Raw genomic sequence first — 16,978 nt, forward strand, 5'->3', positions numbered from 1 at the left:
CCTATCTCTTTTGCTGTCGGTTGCGCGGATCGGCCCGCTTATCGCCCCGGGTCGTGATCGATACCCATGCAGGTGTTCGGACTCGTCGGCTCGCCGGTCGAGCACTCGCTGTCGCCGCCGCTACACGAGGCGGCCTACCGCGAGCTGGGAATCGACGCACGGTACGTCACCTTCGAACCCGACCCGACCGATCTCGCGGCGGCCATCGAGGGCGCTCGCGCGCTCGGGATCAGGGGGCTGAACGTCACGATCCCGTTCAAACGCGACGTGCTCGACTGCTGCGAGCCGGACGAGCTCGCGGCGCGGATCGGCGCGGTCAACACGCTCGATTTCGGCGGAGAACGACTAACTGGCCACAACACCGACGCGATCGGCGTCAAGCGCGCGTTCGCCCATCACGACGTGTCGCTCTCCGGTCGGGCGGTCGTCGTCGGTGCGGGCGGGGCGGGCCGTGCGGCGGCGTTCGCGCTCGCCGACGAAGGAACGACCGTCGCGATCGCCAACCGGACCGCCGAGCGCGCCCGCGAACTCGCCGCCGAGATCGACGGCGCGACGGGCCACGGACTCGCCGAACTCGACGAGCTCCTCGCGGACGCCGACGTGCTGGTCAACGCCACGAGCGTCGGGATGGACGAGGACGTCTCACCCGTGGCTCCAGCAGCACTACACGGTGATCTCGCCGTTCTCGACGCGGTCTATTCGCCGATCGAGACGCGATTGCTCCGTGAGGCCGCCGCTACGGGGGCGACGACGATCGACGGCGGATGGATGCTGCTCTATCAGGGCGTGGCGGCCTTCGAGCGCTGGACCGGGCGCACGGCCCCCGTAGAGAGAATGAACGAGGCACTCCGGGAACGGCTCGCGTCGGACGACGGTGGCTCGGACTGACGACTGAAGAGCTGTCGAACCGCCAACGTGACCGGCATCGTCCCTTTTTCGGACTTCCGTCCGACAGTATATTTAACCCCGGGGATGGTAGGAGCGGCCATGACGCTGCTCGATACCATCAAATCGTTGCTCGGTCTCGACGACGGTCGGTCGGAGGATCGCCGCGAGCGCTCGCCGACGACACCGACGACGGACTCCGAGGACGCCATCAAGGGGATCGACACCGACGAGCCGGCAGCCGCCGGCGGCGACGCCGCCGGTTCGACCGAATCGATCGTCGACGAGGACGCGGAGGGCGGTGCCGAAACCGGTGAAGTCACGGGATCGGCGTCCAGCGAGAGCGACGACGCCCCCATCGAGGAGGACGCCGACGCGGACGAGTCGGCGGCGGCCGGCGGCGATGCGGCCGCCTCGACCGGTTCGATGACCGATGAGAGCGGTTCTGAGGGTGCTGCCGAGCCCGGCGAGGCGGTCGGCCCGACCGACGACGGGGAAATCGAGGACGAAATAGGCGACGAGGCCGAGGACGAATCGGAAGCCGACGACGTTGCGGACGGCGACGGAACCGCCGACGAGGCCGCCGCAGCGGGCAGCGACGCGAGCGGTTCGACGGGCTCGATCACCGAGGAGACCAACGAGTCGATCTCGGCGGCCGAGGACGCCGAGGCCGCCGGCCCGACCGACGCCGATCCGGGCGACGACGCCGCCGACAACGACGTCGACGCGCTCAAGGGGATCGGCCCGTCCTACGCCGAGCGGCTCGACGAGGCCGGCATCGAGAACGTCGCCGATCTCGCCGACGCTGACCCCGAAACGGTCGCCGACGAGATCGACGTCGCCGAAAGCCGTATCGAACGCTGGAGCGAGCGCGCGAAGGCCCGCCGACAGTAACTCCCTTCGTGTTGAATGGTCATCCGCCGAACGGAACCACAACACCGTTGACAGTGCGGGCGCGTTCTCGATGCAATGGACCGGACCGTCGTCACGTCCCGTGAATCGTTCCGCGAGGCCGTCCGGGACGCGCCGGGCGCGTGCCGCGTTCCGGTCGAGGTGCGGACCACGGTTCGGGACCCGTTCACCGCCTACCGGCGTGCACGAACCGACGAGGGCGGCGTCTTTCTGGAGACCACGGGTGGCCAGTCGGGCTGGGGCTATTTCGGCGTCGAGCCGCGCGCGTTCCGGACCGTCGAAGCGGATGGCGACGGTGCGTTCGACGCGATCGACGACCTGACCGACGAGCAGCTGCGCCGCGCCGGCTGTGACGTTCCCTACCCCTGTGGTGCCGTCGGCTGGCTCTCGTACGACGTCGCCCGCGAGCTCGAATCGCTGCCGGCGACGACGATCGACGATCGAGGGTACCCGCGCGCACAGGTCGGCTTCTACGACTGCCTCGCTGCCTGGAAGGGGCCCCGCGGTGAGACGACGACCCTCCGCGTGACCGCCTGTCCGCGCGTCGACGGTGGGGATCGAGGTGTCGAGAGGATCGACGAGATGTACGAGGTGGGTCGCGAGCGCGCACTCGCGCTGGCTCGTGCCGTCCACGACGGTGATTCGTCGGTCGAAGAAGCGACGAGGGTAGGGGAATCGATCCGCTTCGAGAGCGACTGTTCCCGCGAGGCGTTCGCCGAGCGCGTCGCGACGGTGAAGGGGCGGATCCGCGACGGCGAAACGTTCCAGGCGAACGTCTCCCAGCGCCTGAGCGCGCCCGCGACCGTCCATCCCGTCGAGCTCTTCGCCGCCCTCCGGACCGTGAACCCGGCACCCTACTCCGCGCTGGTCGAGTTCCCGGACGTGGACCTCGTGAGCGCGAGCCCCGAACTCCTCTGTGAGCGCGATGGGGAGGTCGTAACGACCGAGCCGATCGCGGGCACCCGACCGCGCGGGGAGACGGACACCACGGACCGCGAACTCGAAGCGGACCTCCTCGCGGACGAGAAGGAGCGCGCCGAACACGCCATGCTCGTCGATCTCGAACGGAACGATCTCGGCAAGGTCTGCGAGTACGGCTCGGTGTCAGTGAGCGACTACCGGCGTGTCGATCGGTACTCGTCGGTGATGCATCTGGTCTCGCTCGTCGAGGGTCGTCTCCGCAAGGAGACGACCCTCGCCGCCGTTCTCGCGGCCGTCTTCCCCGGCGGGACGATCACCGGCGCGCCGAAACCGCGCACGATGGCGATCATCGACGAGGTCGAGCGCTCGCGCCGCGGCCCCTACACCGGGAGTCTCGGCATCGTCGGGCTCGACGAGCGCGCGACGTTCAATATCCTCATCAGAACGCTCGTCCGGCGCGAGGGAACGTACTCGCTGCGCGTCGGCGCGGGCATCGTCCACGATTCGACACCGGAACGCGAATACGACGAGACGCTCGCCAAGGCCGGCGGTCTCGTCGACGCGCTCTCGCGGGCGCTCGACGCCGACGTGACGATCGCGGACCGTGAGGGGGTCGAACAGTGATCCTGGTCGTCGACAACTACGACTCGTTCGTCTACAACCTCGTCCAGTACGTCGGCGTCCACGATGGGGTGTGCGTCCGGCGCAACGACGCGATCACGGTCGATGGGATCCGCGAGCTCGACCCCGACGGGATCGTCGTCTCGCCGGGCCCCGGCACGCCGGAAGAGGCGGGCGTCTCGATGGCGGTGTTCGCCGAGCTCGACTACCCGACGCTGGGGGTCTGTCTCGGTCTCCAGGCGCTCTGTGCCGCCGCGGGCGCGCCGGTCGGTCACGCGCCGGACGTCATCCACGGCAAGCCCTCGCGTATCGGCCACGACGGTCGCGGGGTCTTCGCCGACCTGCCGAACCCACTGGTCGCCGGGCGCTACCACTCGCTCGCGGTCGAGCGCGACGATCTCCCGGAAGAGCTCGACGCCTGCGCCGCCACCGACGACGAGCGCCGGATCGTGATGGGCGTGCGCCACACCGAGAAGCCACATATCGGCGTGCAGTTCCATCCCGAGAGCATCCTCACCGAGAGCGGTACGGTCCTCGTTCGGGCGTTCTGCGAGCGCTGCGCGAACGGAGGAGAGTCATGAAATACCACGTGAACGGCGAGCTCGTACCCGAGGACGAGGCCACGGTGAGCGTCCGCGATCGTGGCTTCCTGTACGGCGACGCCGTCTTCGAGACGATGCGCGTCTACGGGGGGCAAATCTTCGAGTGGGACGCCCACGAGAACCGGCTCCACGACAGTGCCGAGCGACTGGGGTTCGACAACGCCGTGCCGGACGATCTCCACGAGCGCGCTCGCGAGACGATCGCGGCGAACGAACTCCCCGAGGCCTACCTCAGACTGACCGTCTCGCGGGGCGTCCAGTCGCGCGGGCTCACGCCAGGTGAGGCGACCGAACCGACGGTCGTCATCCAGATCGGCAAACTCCCCCGCGGTGGCGTCGACGGCGAATCGGTCTGGGCGGAGCCAGCGACGGTCCAGATCGTCAAGACGCGCCGCGCGCCCGACGTGGCGCTGCCCGCCGACGCGAAGACCCACAACTATCTCGGCGGCGTTCTCGCGCGCCTCGAACTCGAACGCGCAGCGACCGAGCAGTATCGCGCCGACGAGGCGCTGCTCCGGGACATGGATGGACACTTGGTCGAGGGGACGACGAGCAACGTCTTCTTCGTCGAGGACGGGACATTCAAGACGCCGAGCCTCGACAAACCTGTGCTGCCGGGCGTGACGCGCTCGGTCGTCCTCGATCTCGCTGCCGACGAGCGCTTTCCCGTCGAGACGGGCGAGTACGTGCCGGCGGATGTCCGCAGCGCCGACGAGGCCTTCCTCACCAACTCGACGTGGGAACTGCGCCCGATCGAGCGCGCCGACGGCATCGCGGTCGGTGCGGGGCCGGTCACGGAGCTCCTGACGCGCCTGTTCGACGAATACGTCGAGCGCCGACAGTATCAGGATTGATCGTGTGTGACCGGCAGTATCTTCATCCCGAGCACCAATGGGATCAGCATGCACGAGGAACTCGATGCGGTGGTCGTGACCTTCGACGAGGAACGTGGCGTCGGTACGCTGACGCTGAACCGGCCGGACGCGCTGAATGCGATGAACGGGCGGATGCGCGCCGACATCGAGACCGGTCTCGAACTGCTCGAAGAGCGCGACGCCGAGGAGGAGGGCGTCGCGGTGCGTACGGTCGTGATCGAGGGAGCCGGCGAGAAAGCGTTCTGTGCCGGTGCGGACGTCACCGGATTCGCCGATGCGTCGCCGGCGGCCTTCGACGCCCACGGGCTGCGCGCTGCGATCGGCGAGTTCTCGGCACCCGTGGTGGCGAGAATCGACGGCTACTGTCTCGGCGGCGGGCTCGAACTCGCGCTGGCCTGCGATCTCCGTCTCGCCAGCGAGTCGAGTCGGCTGGGCTTCCCGGAGGTCGATCTGGGACTGCTGCCCGGTGCCGGCGGCGTCCAGTACGTCTCGCGGCTTGCGGGGCCCGCGTTCGCAAAGGAACTCGCCATGACCGGCGAGCACATCAGTGCCGAACGCGCCGCCAGCGAGGGGATCGTCAATCACGTCTACGACGACGAAGCGTTCGCCGACGAGGCCGAGAGTTTCGTCGAAACGATCGCCAGCAAGCCGCCGCTCGCCGTCCGCGCGATCAAGGATTCGGGCAACGTGAGCGTCGAGGCCGGGCTCCGCGAGGGGCGGAAATACGATCGGCGGATCTTCGGCACGCTGCTCGAAACCGACGATCACGAGGAGGGCGCACGCGCGTTCGCCGACGACGAGTATGACCCAACGTTCGTCGGGAAGTAGGGGCCGAAACTACCGGTTTCGGTACCGACTGCCGTCGTTTCAGGCACAACCCTTAATTGAAATCCAGCACTATCAAGAGTATGGCAGAAAAGAACATCAGTGAAGAGAAACTCGACCGTGCCGAGGCCGCCGAGCGCCTGCGGGAGATCGCCGACGAGCTCGAATCCGACGAGGAGTTCCGCATCGACATCGACAACAAGACGATCACGCTCCATCCGCGCGACTCGCTCGGCTTCGAGGTCGGGGTGCGCGAGCGCTCGTCGATCCTCCGAGGGAGTCGTGAGTCGGTGACGATCAAGATGGACTGGAGGGGGAAATAATGGCGATCCTCGACAGTCTCGTCATCTTCCTCGTCAGCCTGCTCCTCGGAACGGTCGGCATCTATGCCGGCGTGCGCCTCGTCGCCGACCGGGACGTGGGCTACGGCAACGCCGCCTTCACGGCCCTGCTCGGCGCGGTCGCGTGGGGGATCGTGAGCTTCTTCGTCGGCTTCATCCCCGTCCTCGGCGCGCTGCTCGCGCTCGTCGTCTGGATCGGCGTCATCAATCTGCGCTATCCGGGCGGCTGGATCACCGCCGCCGGTATCGGCTTCGTCGCGTGGCTCGTGGTCTTCGTTGTGGTCTACCTGCTCGCGACGCTCGGACTCATCACGCCCGATGCGCTCGGCGTACCGGGTATCTAAACGATCTCGACGCTGCGCTCGCTTCGCTCGTCTTCCTCGAAGACGAACACGCGTCCACGAGCCGTCTCCGGGTCGGCCGCGACGGTGACGCGGTGGCCGTCGGCGCGCACGCTCACGCCCGGAAAGAGGGTCGTCTCCTCGCCGTCGTCGACGAGCACGCGTCCGACGCCGGTCTCGGTGATGATCTCGTCGACAGTCGTCCGATCGTTGACGTAGACGAGTACGCCCTCGGTCTCGGTGGGATCGGTGACGAGAACGTGGACCTCCTTTCCCGGTGCGGTCGTATGGCTTTCCTCGACTTTCGCCGGAACGCCGTGATAGAACGCCTCACGGCCGTCGGTGTATTCGACGGCGATGCCCCCGTCCGTGAGATCGATCGACAGCGTGTCGGGCGAATGCTCGCTGTGGTAGCTCATGGAGTGACTACTGGTCTCTACGGCAAAAACGGCGTGTTCCGCGCGGACCGCTATCGGTAAGGCCGCCGGGGCGAACTCGCCGGCATGGACGGACGCGCGAGCGCGCCGGCGGCCGGCACAGTGATCAACGCACTCGCCACCGGCAGGGGGAGTGCGTTCGCCATCGACCGCGAGACGACCGCGACGGTCGAACTCTCCGGTGGTGGCGACGTGACCGGAACGATCGCCGGCGCGCCCGATGCCGACACGCGCCTCATCGAGCGCTGCGTCGAACTCGTCGTCGAACAGTACGGCGACGGCCAGGGTGGGTGGGTCGAAACCGAGAGCGAGGTGCCGATGGCCGCCGGGCTCAAGAGTTCGAGCGCCGCAGCCAACGCTACGGTGTTGGCGGCCTGCGACGCGCTCGGCGTGACAGTGGGCGAGGATGGTGCGCTCGCGCGCGCGGACGCCGCCAGACTCGGCGTGCGCGCCGCTCGCGACGTGGGTGTCACGGTAACAGGTGCGTTCGACGACGCGAGCGCCTCGATGCTCGGCGGCGTCACCGTCACGGACAACACGGCCGACGAGCTGCTCGCGCGCGGAACGGTCGACTGGGACGTGCTGGTGTGGACACCCGACGAGCGCGCGTTCAGCGCCGACGCCGACGTGGAGCGCTGCGAGCGCGTCGCGCCCATTGTCGAGGTCGCGACCGAGCAGGCGCTCGCGGGGGGCTACGAGCGCGCGATGACGGTCAACGGGCTGGCGTTCTGTGCGGCGCTCGACTTCCCGACCGCGCCGGCGATGGTGGCGCTCGAACACGTTGCGGGCGTCTCGCTGTCGGGCACCGGGCCGAGCTACGTCGCGGTCGGCGAGCGCGACCAACTAACGAAGGTACAAGAGGCGTGGAACGAGTACGATGGGGATACATGGCTGACGACGAGCCGGACCGACGGCGCACGGACGGAATGAGCCTCGACGAGCTGCGCGAGGAGATCCAGACGATCGACCGCGAGATCGTCGAACATATCGCCCAGCGCACCTACGTCGCCGACGCCATCGCCGAGGTCAAACGCGAACAGGGGCTGCCGACGACCGACGAATCCCAAGAGCAGCGCGTGATGGACCGAGCCGGCGAGAACGCCCAGCGCTTCGACGTCGACGACAACCTCGTGAAGGCAATGTTTCGGCTGCTCATCGAACTCAACAAGGTCGAACAGCGCGAGAGTAGATAACAACCAATATTCGCACTACCTGAATATCAGCGCTTAGCCGTAGATTGGACAAATTTCATATTCTTGCACTTCTTGGTTACGGAGCATGTCTTCAAAGAACGATACAGATCGGTTTGGCAGTCTTGAGAAGGGGCTGAGAGAAGATAAAATAGAAGGTAAGGTGATAAACTGGCTAACTGAATCCGTCCGTTTCGCTGACTTCGATAACTACACCACTTCGATAAACGATCCAAGTATAATATACGGTAGTTCTGGTATCAAAGCGGGAAACTATGGCGAGAATTTCATTGGAATGGTTGATGTGTCGCTCACAATAGACTATGGAGATTTCACACATGGAATAGGGATTGAGTGCAAGGGAAGGTCAACCGGAAAGAATGACATCGACGTGATGAAGCACGGAATAGGACAAACAGTAATATACGATCAATCAGAACATGATTCATACCTATCAGTTCCTACAAGCATGGTCGATAGTCGAGGAATTGCTGCTGCTCGACAAGCGGATGTTGGCCTTATCGGAGTGTCAAACAATTCTATAAATATTGTCGTTTCAAACGGTGCTATTCTTCCTCATCTTAGTGACCTACAGTACAAGGCTGCGGCGAAATACGCGACCTGCGATTATTGTGGTTGCGATATAGATACTACCGCTTCCCAGATGGAAGATTTTGAGTACAACTTCTGTGGAGAAAAATGTCTTGAACAATGGGATTCTAAAATGAACGCAATGTTCTATGACTGATACAGAAGAGTGAAGATACGTAACAACCGCGAAATAAGATCTGCGGCACTGACGATAACCACGTGAAGGGGGTGTTCCGGCTGCTCATCAAACTCAACAAGGTCGAACAGTGCGAGTCGTGATAATAATTAGCACACTTCGCGTTCAAGATCACGGACCCGTATTCCACCCCCCTCCCCCCTCCCACGGTCAACGGCGATCTCCCAGCGGTCACACTGGCGCTCGAAGTACCATGTCGTTGAGTTCTCTTTCGACGTCTCGAAAAGCGCGTTCACTTCAGGGACACAATAGGCATCGAACTCATCGCAGAGAGGTTCGGCGGTCGTCGTCTGTCCGACCGCGCTCGCACCTTCGAGTGAGATCCATCGAAACGGCTTTGGTAAGACAGACGTAATACGTACGTATGTCTGAAGCGGCTACAGGAGATAACGGCGACGACGAGATAGTCACGGTAAATTTCAAAGTCACCCAGTCGTTCCTCGACAAAATAGACGGTACATGGCAGGGACGCGGCTTCAACAGCCGAAGCGAGTTCATCCGCTACACCCTGCGCGACGCTACCGAGTTCCCCACGTTCGACCGCGACGAGCTCGTTGCGCTCCTCCAAGCTGAGGAGGACATCGGCGAGGGGCAGACGATGAGCGCCGAGGAGGCCCGTGAGAAGTTCGGGACGGACGGCGATGAGTGATGGTGACTGGACGTGGGAACTCGCTCCGACGGCCCAAGACGACCTCACCGCGCTCGATCCTCACGAGCAGGACCGGATACTCGATAAACTCGACGAAATCGTCGACTCGCCGTGGCGCGACCCACCGGAGTACGGTGAGCCACTCCAGAACAGTCCACGCAAGAAGATACGTGTCGGAGAGTTCCGGCTCGCCGTGACGTTTCGTCGGAACGAACAACGCGTGGCGGTTGCCCGAATCAAGCGCCGAGATGGGGCATACACTGCCGACGACGACTGATCGTACACCGAGGAAATCGGCAGTGTCGGCAAAATCCGCAACCCAGTTCGAGACCTGAACCAAGTCGAACAGCGCGAGTCACGGTGAAATCGTCCTACATCGCGAGCAGCCGCCACCACTATTTATCACGGTCGCGGTCGTAGCCCGTAGCGCATGACAGAGTTAGATGTCGCAGTCGTCGGTGGCGGACCGGCCGGGCTCAGCGCGGCGCTGTTCACCGCGAAAAACGATCTCGATACGGTCGCGTTCGACACCGACAAGACGTGGATGCATAAGGCCTACCTGTTCAACTACTTAGGCATCGACGAGAAGGATGGCTCGGCGTTCATGGAGGACGCCCGCGAGCAGATCGAGGAGTTCGGCGTCGAGCGCCAGCAGGGAACCGAGGTCACGGACGTCTCGGAAAACGGCGACGGATTCACTGTCTCGACGGAGGACGGTGATCACGAGGCGAGCTACGTGATCCTGGCGACGGGTGCCGATCGCGACCTCGCCGACGAGATGGGCTGTGGCTTCACCGACGAGGACGTCGTCGACGTCGACGTGACGATGGAGACGACGGTGACGGACGCCTACGCGACGGGTGCGATGGTGCGCGCCGAGGAATGGCAGGCGGTCATCTCGGCGGGCGACGGCGCGGCCGCGGCGCTCAACATCCTCACAAAGGAGAAGGGCGAGCACTTCCACGACTTCGACGTACCGGCCGACGCCGAGTAGGGCATCACAAGCGGTAAACACTCCCTCACCGTCGGATCGCCGTGAGCAACGTCTTCGGTCGTATCGAACGCGCGACGCCGCCGTTCGCCGCGCTCGCGATCGCCGTCGTCGCCGTGAGTACGAGCGCGATCCTCGTCCGGTTCAGCGCCGCGCCGAGCATCGTGAAGGCGTTCTATCGCGTTCTCTTCACTACCCTCCTGCTCGCGCCGTTCGCCGTTGCGCGCCATCGCGACGCGTTCTCGCGACTGACGATCCGCGACTGGCTCGTCGCCGGGGCAGGTGGGGTCGCACTCGCCATCCACTTCGCGTCCTGGTTCGAGAGTCTCGAATTCACCAGCGTCGCCGCCTCCGTCACCATCGTCCAGTCGCAGGTGCTGTTCGTCGCGATCGGCGCGTCCTGGCTGCTCGCCGAGCACGTCACCCGGCGGACGATCGCGGGCATGGCGCTCGCGCTGGTCGGCATCGCGACGTTGTCGATCGGCGAGTCGATCACCGGGGCGGTCGCCGGCCCGGCCCCGCTCTACGGCAACGCCCTGGCGCTCGTCGGCGCGGTCTGTGCGGCGGGCTACGTGCTCGCCGGGCGCTCGCTCCGCCAGCGAATTCCGCTGATTCCGTACGTCATCGTCGTCTACTCGGTCTGTGCGGTCGTCCTCTTCGCGCTCGTGCTCGCCGACGGCGCGGCGCTCACGAACTACCCCGCGAGCGAGTGGTTGCTCTTCGTCGGCATGGCGATCGGCCCGGGGATCTTCGGCCATACGGTGTTGAACTGGGCGCTCGCCCACCTCGAATCGAGCGTCGTCAGCGTCTCGCTGCTCGGCGAGCCGATCGGCAGCGCGCTGCTCGCCCTCCTCCTGCTCGGCGAGGTTCCCAGTATCGTCACCGTCGTCGGCGGGGCGGTCATTCTGCTCGGCATCACCGTCACCGCACGGGCCTGATCGTCGGCCGCGTGGCTATCGGCTCCCGGGAATCGAGGGACCGAAGCATCCACGAGAAGCGTGCGTGCCGACGATTTCAGGAACTCTCCGATCGGTCGCGGCGGTTGATCCCCATCAGTTGGATCAGAGGGCGTCCAATTCCTCGGGCAGCCATCGATCCCGAAGCAGGTATGCACCGACGATGATCACGGACACGACGCCGATGATCGCGTAGAGTTCGATCTCGGTCAGCGAGCGAGCGGCCCCACCGGCGACGATCGCCAGCCCGGCTTCCAGGACGTATCGGCCGCCACGTCCCACGATCGACGCGAGGAGATACGTCCGTGGACGCAGGCCGAAGACGCCCGCAGCGATCGAGAGCAGTTCGTAGCCCTCGGGAATCGGTGCGAACGCGCCGACGAACAGGACGGCGAACCCGTGCTCCCGAACGTACGCTTCGGCCCCAGCGACACGTTCGCTGGAAAAGCGCGATTCGAGCACCCGCCGACCGCCCGTGCGCCCGACAGTGTAGCCGACGAGCCCCGCACTCACCGAACCGGCGGTCGCGAGAGCCGCGTAGATCGGACCGAGCGCCGGGCTGATGACGGTAAGAGGAATGAGCACCAGATCCGGCGGCACCGGCAACAGGAAGAACTCCAGAAACGCCACCGCGAACACGCCGAGCGGCCCCAGCGAGACGAAGAACTCGCGCGAGAGACGAATCCCATCCAACAACGCAGGCAGTGACACTACCGTTCGGTTCGCGCAGCGCCGATGAAAAGCTCCCCGATAATGGGCCGAACAGGAAATTTACGTCGAGCGGTGATCACGGGCCACGAATCACGTTCACGCGTGGTCTTCGTCGCCACTCGTCCGACTCGGGACGTTGTCGGCTGGATCGTTCGTGGTCGAAACGTCGCGGCGCAGGGTGAGGCTCTCGCCGAGCCGTCGGCGGACCGTCTCGCGGAGGGTGGTCGCCTCGCTGGCGTCGAAATCGACCGCACGTGCGCCGCGATCGGTCACCGACAGCGAGCCGGCGGTGTCGATGGCGACGCTCGCGAGCGATCGCCAGCGCTGGAACGGCGTCGCGGTCTGGATCACCGTCTGGACACGGTAGGCGGGCACGACGGCGATCGTGCGCCGCCAGAACCCGTTGCGCGTCAGGACGTGTTCCGCTCCGACGTCGTAGCCACGATTGCACCACTTGTAGTGGGCGGCGAACGGGACGACGGCGAGCGCGACCAGTGGGACGTACCAGAATTCGAGGACTGCGCCCCAGTTGCCGCCGAGCGGACGGCCGACGACCGTCGCGAGGCCGGCATCAAGCGCGTACAGCACGCCCGTGACGAGGGCGATCACGAGCGCATAGCGGACGGCGTAGCGCCGACGTGCCCGGCGAGGTGGACGGGAGAACGCCGGCTCGTCGAAGGCGAACCCGTCGATCGAGCGCGCGAAGTCGAGCACGCGCCCGCGTTCGGCCAGCGGGATTGCAGCCTCCGAGCCGCCCGACGGCCCCTCGCCGGGCGTGTAGCCGGCGGTCTCGACGGCAAGCGAGCCGTAGCCGAGCCGGCGCATCAGGACGTTCTCCCGGACGTCGATCTGCTGGATCTTGTCGATCGGGATCGAGCCGTCGTAGCGCGAGAGCAGGCCGCGCTCGTAGCGGAGTTCGTCGCCGAAGCGAGTGAGGCGGAACTCGTAGTAGCGTGCAGCGGTCACGGCAGCCGTGCCGACCCAGGAAACGACCGCGAGCGCCGCCCCGCGTGGCCCGACGCCGAACGCACCGCTCTCGGCGAGCAGATCGGGGATCGAAATGCCGAGGGTGGGGACGGCGAAGAAGAGCACCGGCAGGAATGCCCGGAGATCCGGTGCGACCAGTCCCAGCAGGACGAGATTTCGGGGCGTGAGCTCGAACAGCAGTTCGCCCTGGACCTCGCTTTCGTCCTCGTCGGCGATCGTCGGTTCGTCGCTCGCGCCGCGCTTGCGCCGTCGGATGTCGCGCTGGAGGCGTTTGGCCTCCTCGTAGCTCACGTAGCGGAGGTCGGCTTCCGTCTCGCCGCCGCCGCCGGCGGTCTCGATGCCGACGGCCGCGATCGAGAGCGCACGCTGGACGATCCCCCGCGAGATATCGACGTTCTGTATCCGCCTGATCGGGATCTCGCGCTCGCGCCGTGAGAGCACGCCCGAGCCGATATCGAGCGTGTCGGTCGTGAGCTCGTACTCGAACCGGCGGTAGTAGAGGAACTCGTAGCCCACGCCGGCGAGGAAGCCACCGATCGTCGCTGCGACGGTGAGGGCGAACCAGCCGGGCACCGCCGCCACCGTCGTCGTCACGACCGTGACGGCGAAGAAGCCGAACGAGCCGAGCTGGACGCCGCGCGGCAGCGCCCGGAAGACCAGCGAGAGCTGGTGGAGTTTCACACCGCGTCCTCCGGCCCGCCCGGCTCGCTCTCGATGGCGAGCCGGCGCAGTCGCTCCCTGATCGCGTCGGCACGCTCGGGCGCGAGTCCTGGAATGGTGATGTCGGCACCGCGCGAGCCGGCGGTGTAGACGACAACGCTCGACAGGCCGGCGAGGCGCTCGATCGGCCCGCGCTGGGTGTCGACATGCTGGACGCGGACGAACGGTACCACCGATGTCACGCGGGTGAGGACGCCCCGTTCGAGCGTGACGGCGTCGTCCTCGATCGCGAACCGCCAGATCCGATAGCGGGCGAGTTCGTAGCCCGCTCCGAGAACCGCGAGAACGACGAACGCGACGGGCACGATCCAGAGGCCGCTATCGAAGAAAAAGCGTCCGGCTGCGCCCACGAGCGCGCTGCCCACTAAGCCACCGACGAGCGCACTCGCGAGCCAGACGATCCTGACGCGCGAATCGAGCCGCTCCATGCGACGAACACCGGCCCCTCCCCACATAAACCGCCGCCTCCGCGCGGGCGGTGTCGATCCCGCCCGTCGAATCGACGGAACGTTATCGGTGGATTTGTCCGTGCGTAGCGGCTACGTCGGGCGATACGATGCAACGAACGAGCGACCCCGAGATCGCCGGTGCCGGCTCGACGAGTGACGGACTGCGGGCGGCCGTCGACGACAACCGTGATCCGAACTACGACGTCGATCCGCTGTTGGTCAACCGCTGGTCGCCGCGGACGATGACCGGCGAGCAACTGGACGAGGAGGAACTGCTCGCGCTGTTCGAGGCCGCGCGCTGGGCACCATCCTCGTACAACAACCAGCACTGGCGGTTCGTCTACGCGACACCCGACGACGATCGCTGGGAGGCGTTCACGGAGCTGCTCGCCGAAGGCAACCGTCAGTGGGCGAGCGACGCCGCGGCGCTCGTGGTCGTGCTCTCGAAGACGACCTTCGACCACAACGGCGAGCACGCGCCGACCCACTCGTTCGACGCCGGCGCGGCGTGGGAGAACCTCGCCCTGGAGGGTGCGCGCCGCGGGCTCGTCGTCCACGGGATGCAGGGGTTCGATTACGACGGCGCACGCGAACTGTTCTCCCTCACCGACGAATACGCCGTCGAGGCGATGGCTGCCATCGGCGTCCACGACGAGAGCAGTGCACCCGACGACGAGCAGCCGAACCAGCGCAAGCCGCTCGACGAGATCGTCTTCGCCGGCGAGTTCACGCCGAACTGAAAATCCATACGATGAACGGTTAGCACGCCTGCGATATGAGAACCTTGATCTGATCAGTACAGACAAGAAGCCAGCAAAGGTGATAGCGCAGTCTTACCCCTGTAGCATAAAGAATATCCAGAATACGAACGCCACAGTAGCTATGCCCGCGATAACGTACAGATAGGTCGGGGCAGGTTCAGTTCCACGAGAGAGTTGTTCCGGTCTGAGATAGCTGAGTACACCGCCCCCGATTGCGAAAAGACCGAGAGCGATACCGATAATATCAGTGTAGAAATCACCGGTCGTGAGTGCCGACAGAACGTTCTCAACGATGAGCAACATCCCGAGTAAAAACACGAGATATCCTTGAAAAGTGGCCCGACGAATCGAGATAGAAAGTATAGTCATAATATTGTTGTTCAGCTTACAGCCTTTCTTGGGTATTGTTCTTTCGATGGTATTCTACATTCCGAGTCCTACTGTTTGGTTGATTTACTGGAAGTGGTAGAAATCAATCCCCAGAGATGGTTTCTATGGTTTTTTCGTTTACAATTATAGTACGATCTAGAATTAATAGTGTATGGATATTATATAACTCCGTGCGAACTGAGCTACTCCTCGCGACCCGGAATCCCGCGCTCGGTCATCGCACCCGCGTCGAGGACCTCCGCAGCTTCGCCCTCGTCGAGATAACCCTCATCGACGACGACCTCGCGGACGGTCTTCTCCTGCTTCAGAGCGTCCTTGGCGACGGTGCTCGCGTCGTCGTAGCCGATGTGGGCGTTGAGCGCGGTGGCGAGCGCCATGCTGCGCTCGACCTGCTCCTCGCAGCGCTCGCGGTTGGCTTCGAGGTTGTCGACGAACTTCTCGGCGAACGCCTCGCTCGCGTTCGCGAGCAGTTCGATCGACTGGAGCGTGTTGTAGGCGATGACGGGTTTGTAGAGATTGAGATCGATCTGGCCGTTCTCCGCGCCGGTGGCGACGGCGGCGTCGTTGCCGACGACCTGGACGTGGGTCTGATTCACGGCCTCGGCGACGACGGGGTTGATCTTCCCCGGCATGATCGACGAGCCCGGCTGGTTTTCGGGCTGGTCGATCTCGCCGATGCCGTTCCGGGGACCAGAGGCCAGCAGTCTGAGATCGTTGGCGATCTTGTGCATCGAGCCGGAGACGGTACGCAGCGCGCTGTGGGTCTCGGCCATCGCGTCATGGGCGGCCTGGGCCTCGAAGTGGTCGGTCGCCTCCTCGAAAGGGAGTCCCGTCTCGCTGGAGATGTAGTCGGCGGCGAGCTTGGGGAACTCGGGGTGGGTGTTCAATCCTGTGCCTACCGCCGTCCCACCGAGGGCGAGTTCCGAGAGGTTTCTGGTCGTGCGACTCACCCGCGAGATGCCCTTGTCGATCTGGGTGCGGTAGCCGCCGAACTCCTGTCCCAGTCTGACGGGTGTCGCGTCCTGAAGATGTGTGCGTCCGGTCTTCACGACCGTATCGAATTCGGCTTCCTTCTCGCCGAGGGACGCCCGGAGGGTTTCGAGCGCGGGCACGAGATCGCGCTGGATCGCTTCGAGCGTGGCGACGTGCATCGCGGTCGGGATCACGTCGTTCGAGGACTGGCCGAAGTTCACGTCGTCGTTCGGGTGCACAGTATTGGAACCGACCTCGGCCCCCTGAATCTCGCTCGCGCGGTTGGCGATGACCTCGTTGGCGTTCATGTTCGTCGAGGTACCCGACCCGGTCTGGAAGACGTCGACGGGGAACTGGCTGTCGTGCTCGCCGTTGATGACCTCGTCGGCAGCGTCGATGATGGCGTCGGCGATCTCCTCGTCGACGAGGCCGAGTTCGCGGTTGGCCTGGGCGGCGGCCTTTTTCACCGTGCCGAGCGCGCGGATGAACCGTCGGTCGAAGGTGATGCCCGAGATGGGGAAGTTCTCGACGGCGCGCTGGGTCTGTGCGCCCCAGTAGGCCTCCGCCGGGACCTCCATCTCGCCCAAACTATCGGACTCCGTTCTGTAATCATCGCTCATGTACGTCCGCTTCGCGCCGGGGTGGATAAAACTCA

The 16,978-nt window shown here is 65.1% G+C and carries 21 protein-coding genes; 16 read left to right on the forward strand and 5 right to left on the reverse strand.

Translation table 11 applies throughout. From position 1 onward, the window contains the following. The first annotated feature begins 66 nt into the window (after positions 1–66). The 8 genes from C448_RS07175 to C448_RS07210 all read left to right on the forward strand — a co-directional run bounded on the left by C448_RS07175 (position 67) and on the right by C448_RS07210 (position 6,326). Positions 67–888, forward strand: coding sequence for a shikimate dehydrogenase (locus tag C448_RS07175; RefSeq protein ID WP_004053273.1), 822 nt, complete (start codon positions 67–69; stop codon positions 886–888). Positions 889–987: 99 nt separating this feature from the next. Continuing rightward, positions 988–1,779 carry a helix-hairpin-helix domain-containing protein gene (locus tag C448_RS07180; protein ID WP_004053275.1) on the forward strand — a complete coding sequence of 264 codons (792 nt, stop codon included), beginning with the start codon at positions 988–990 and terminating at the stop codon, positions 1,777–1,779. Between the two features lie 75 nt (positions 1,780–1,854). Continuing rightward, complete coding sequence (locus C448_RS07185; RefSeq protein WP_004053277.1) at positions 1,855–3,342, forward strand: anthranilate synthase component I family protein; 1,488 nt, start codon at positions 1,855–1,857, stop codon at positions 3,340–3,342. Then, positions 3,339–3,920 (forward strand): anthranilate synthase component II, encoded by a 582-nt coding sequence (locus C448_RS07190; protein ID WP_004053279.1) that lies wholly within the window; start codon positions 3,339–3,341, stop codon positions 3,918–3,920. The genes C448_RS07185 and C448_RS07190 overlap by 4 nt, the downstream gene beginning before the upstream one ends. Next, entirely contained in the window at positions 3,917–4,795 is an 879-nt protein-coding gene (locus C448_RS07195) for an aminotransferase class IV (protein WP_004053280.1), read from the forward strand. The genes C448_RS07190 and C448_RS07195 overlap by 4 nt, the downstream gene beginning before the upstream one ends. 48 nt (positions 4,796–4,843) lie before the next feature. Continuing rightward, on the forward strand, positions 4,844–5,644 hold the full coding sequence (locus tag C448_RS07200) for an enoyl-CoA hydratase/isomerase family protein (protein ID WP_049916139.1): 801 nt from the start codon (positions 4,844–4,846) through the stop codon (positions 5,642–5,644). An 80-nt stretch (positions 5,645–5,724) separates the two neighbouring features. Next, positions 5,725–5,964 (forward strand): amphi-Trp domain-containing protein, encoded by a 240-nt coding sequence (locus C448_RS07205; protein ID WP_004053282.1) that lies wholly within the window; start codon positions 5,725–5,727, stop codon positions 5,962–5,964. Beyond that, positions 5,964–6,326 carry a hypothetical protein gene (locus C448_RS07210; RefSeq protein ID WP_004053283.1) on the forward strand — a complete coding sequence of 121 codons (363 nt, stop codon included), beginning with the start codon at positions 5,964–5,966 and terminating at the stop codon, positions 6,324–6,326. The genes C448_RS07205 and C448_RS07210 overlap by 1 nt, the downstream gene beginning before the upstream one ends. Here the strand turns inward: C448_RS07210 and C448_RS07215 are convergent. Then, positions 6,323–6,742 carry a DUF5796 family protein gene (locus tag C448_RS07215; RefSeq protein WP_004053284.1) on the reverse strand — a complete coding sequence of 140 codons (420 nt, stop codon included), beginning with the start codon at positions 6,740–6,742 and terminating at the stop codon, positions 6,323–6,325. The genes C448_RS07210 and C448_RS07215 overlap by 4 nt on opposite strands. 84 nt (positions 6,743–6,826) lie before the next feature. On the opposite strand from C448_RS07215, the gene C448_RS07220 reads away from it, so the two are divergent. The 7 genes from C448_RS07220 to C448_RS07245 all read left to right on the forward strand — a co-directional run bounded on the left by C448_RS07220 (position 6,827) and on the right by C448_RS07245 (position 11,315). Then, complete coding sequence (locus tag C448_RS07220) at positions 6,827–7,690, forward strand: shikimate kinase (protein WP_004053285.1); 864 nt, start codon at positions 6,827–6,829, stop codon at positions 7,688–7,690. After that, positions 7,648–7,953, forward strand: coding sequence for a chorismate mutase (locus C448_RS07225; protein WP_004053286.1), 306 nt, complete (start codon positions 7,648–7,650; stop codon positions 7,951–7,953). The genes C448_RS07220 and C448_RS07225 overlap by 43 nt, the downstream gene beginning before the upstream one ends. Before the next feature lie 85 nt (positions 7,954–8,038). Beyond that, a complete protein-coding gene (locus tag C448_RS15935; RefSeq protein ID WP_152415545.1) occupies positions 8,039–8,698 on the forward strand; it encodes a hypothetical protein in 660 nt (219 codons plus the stop codon). Between the two features lie 403 nt (positions 8,699–9,101). After that, positions 9,102–9,386: a ribbon-helix-helix domain-containing protein gene (locus C448_RS07230; protein ID WP_004053288.1), complete on the forward strand. Its 285-nt coding sequence runs from the start codon at positions 9,102–9,104 to the stop codon at positions 9,384–9,386. Beyond that, positions 9,379–9,663: a type II toxin-antitoxin system RelE family toxin gene (locus C448_RS07235; RefSeq protein ID WP_004053290.1), complete on the forward strand. Its 285-nt coding sequence runs from the start codon at positions 9,379–9,381 to the stop codon at positions 9,661–9,663. The genes C448_RS07230 and C448_RS07235 overlap by 8 nt, the downstream gene beginning before the upstream one ends. Positions 9,664–9,816: 153 nt before the next feature. Further along, the gene (locus C448_RS07240; RefSeq protein ID WP_004053291.1) at positions 9,817–10,380 is read left to right on the forward strand and encodes an NAD(P)/FAD-dependent oxidoreductase; all 564 of its coding nucleotides are present in this window, start codon (positions 9,817–9,819) and stop codon (positions 10,378–10,380) included. Between the two features lie 41 nt (positions 10,381–10,421). Then, positions 10,422–11,315 (forward strand): DMT family transporter, encoded by an 894-nt coding sequence (locus tag C448_RS07245; protein WP_004053293.1) that lies wholly within the window; start codon positions 10,422–10,424, stop codon positions 11,313–11,315. Between the two features lie 123 nt (positions 11,316–11,438). Here the strand turns inward: C448_RS07245 and C448_RS07250 are convergent, their stop codons facing one another. From C448_RS07250 to C448_RS07260, 3 genes are all read right to left on the reverse strand, one after another. After that, positions 11,439–12,044 (reverse strand): YqaA family protein, encoded by a 606-nt coding sequence (locus C448_RS07250; RefSeq protein ID WP_049916142.1) that lies wholly within the window; start codon positions 12,042–12,044, stop codon positions 11,439–11,441. A gap of 96 nt (positions 12,045–12,140) precedes the next feature. Continuing rightward, entirely contained in the window at positions 12,141–13,712 is a 1,572-nt protein-coding gene (locus tag C448_RS07255) for a PH domain-containing protein (protein WP_004053296.1), read from the reverse strand. After that, positions 13,709–14,179: a PH domain-containing protein gene (locus tag C448_RS07260; RefSeq protein WP_004053298.1), complete on the reverse strand. Its 471-nt coding sequence runs from the start codon at positions 14,177–14,179 to the stop codon at positions 13,709–13,711. The genes C448_RS07255 and C448_RS07260 overlap by 4 nt, the downstream gene beginning before the upstream one ends. Positions 14,180–14,307: 128 nt before the next feature. Here C448_RS07260 and C448_RS07265 point away from each other — a divergent pair, with 128 nt between their 5' ends. Beyond that, positions 14,308–14,940 carry a nitroreductase family protein gene (locus tag C448_RS07265; RefSeq protein WP_004053301.1) on the forward strand — a complete coding sequence of 211 codons (633 nt, stop codon included), beginning with the start codon at positions 14,308–14,310 and terminating at the stop codon, positions 14,938–14,940. 593 nt (positions 14,941–15,533) lie between these two features. On the opposite strand, the gene C448_RS07275 is transcribed toward C448_RS07265, so the two are convergent. Next, positions 15,534–16,943 carry a class II fumarate hydratase gene (locus C448_RS07275; RefSeq protein ID WP_004053303.1) on the reverse strand — a complete coding sequence of 470 codons (1,410 nt, stop codon included), beginning with the start codon at positions 16,941–16,943 and terminating at the stop codon, positions 15,534–15,536. Positions 16,944–16,978 lie beyond the last annotated feature (35 nt).

It is taken from the genome of Halococcus morrhuae DSM 1307 (assembly GCF_000336695.1).
GTDB lineage: Archaea > Halobacteriota > Halobacteria > Halobacteriales > Halococcaceae > Halococcus > Halococcus morrhuae.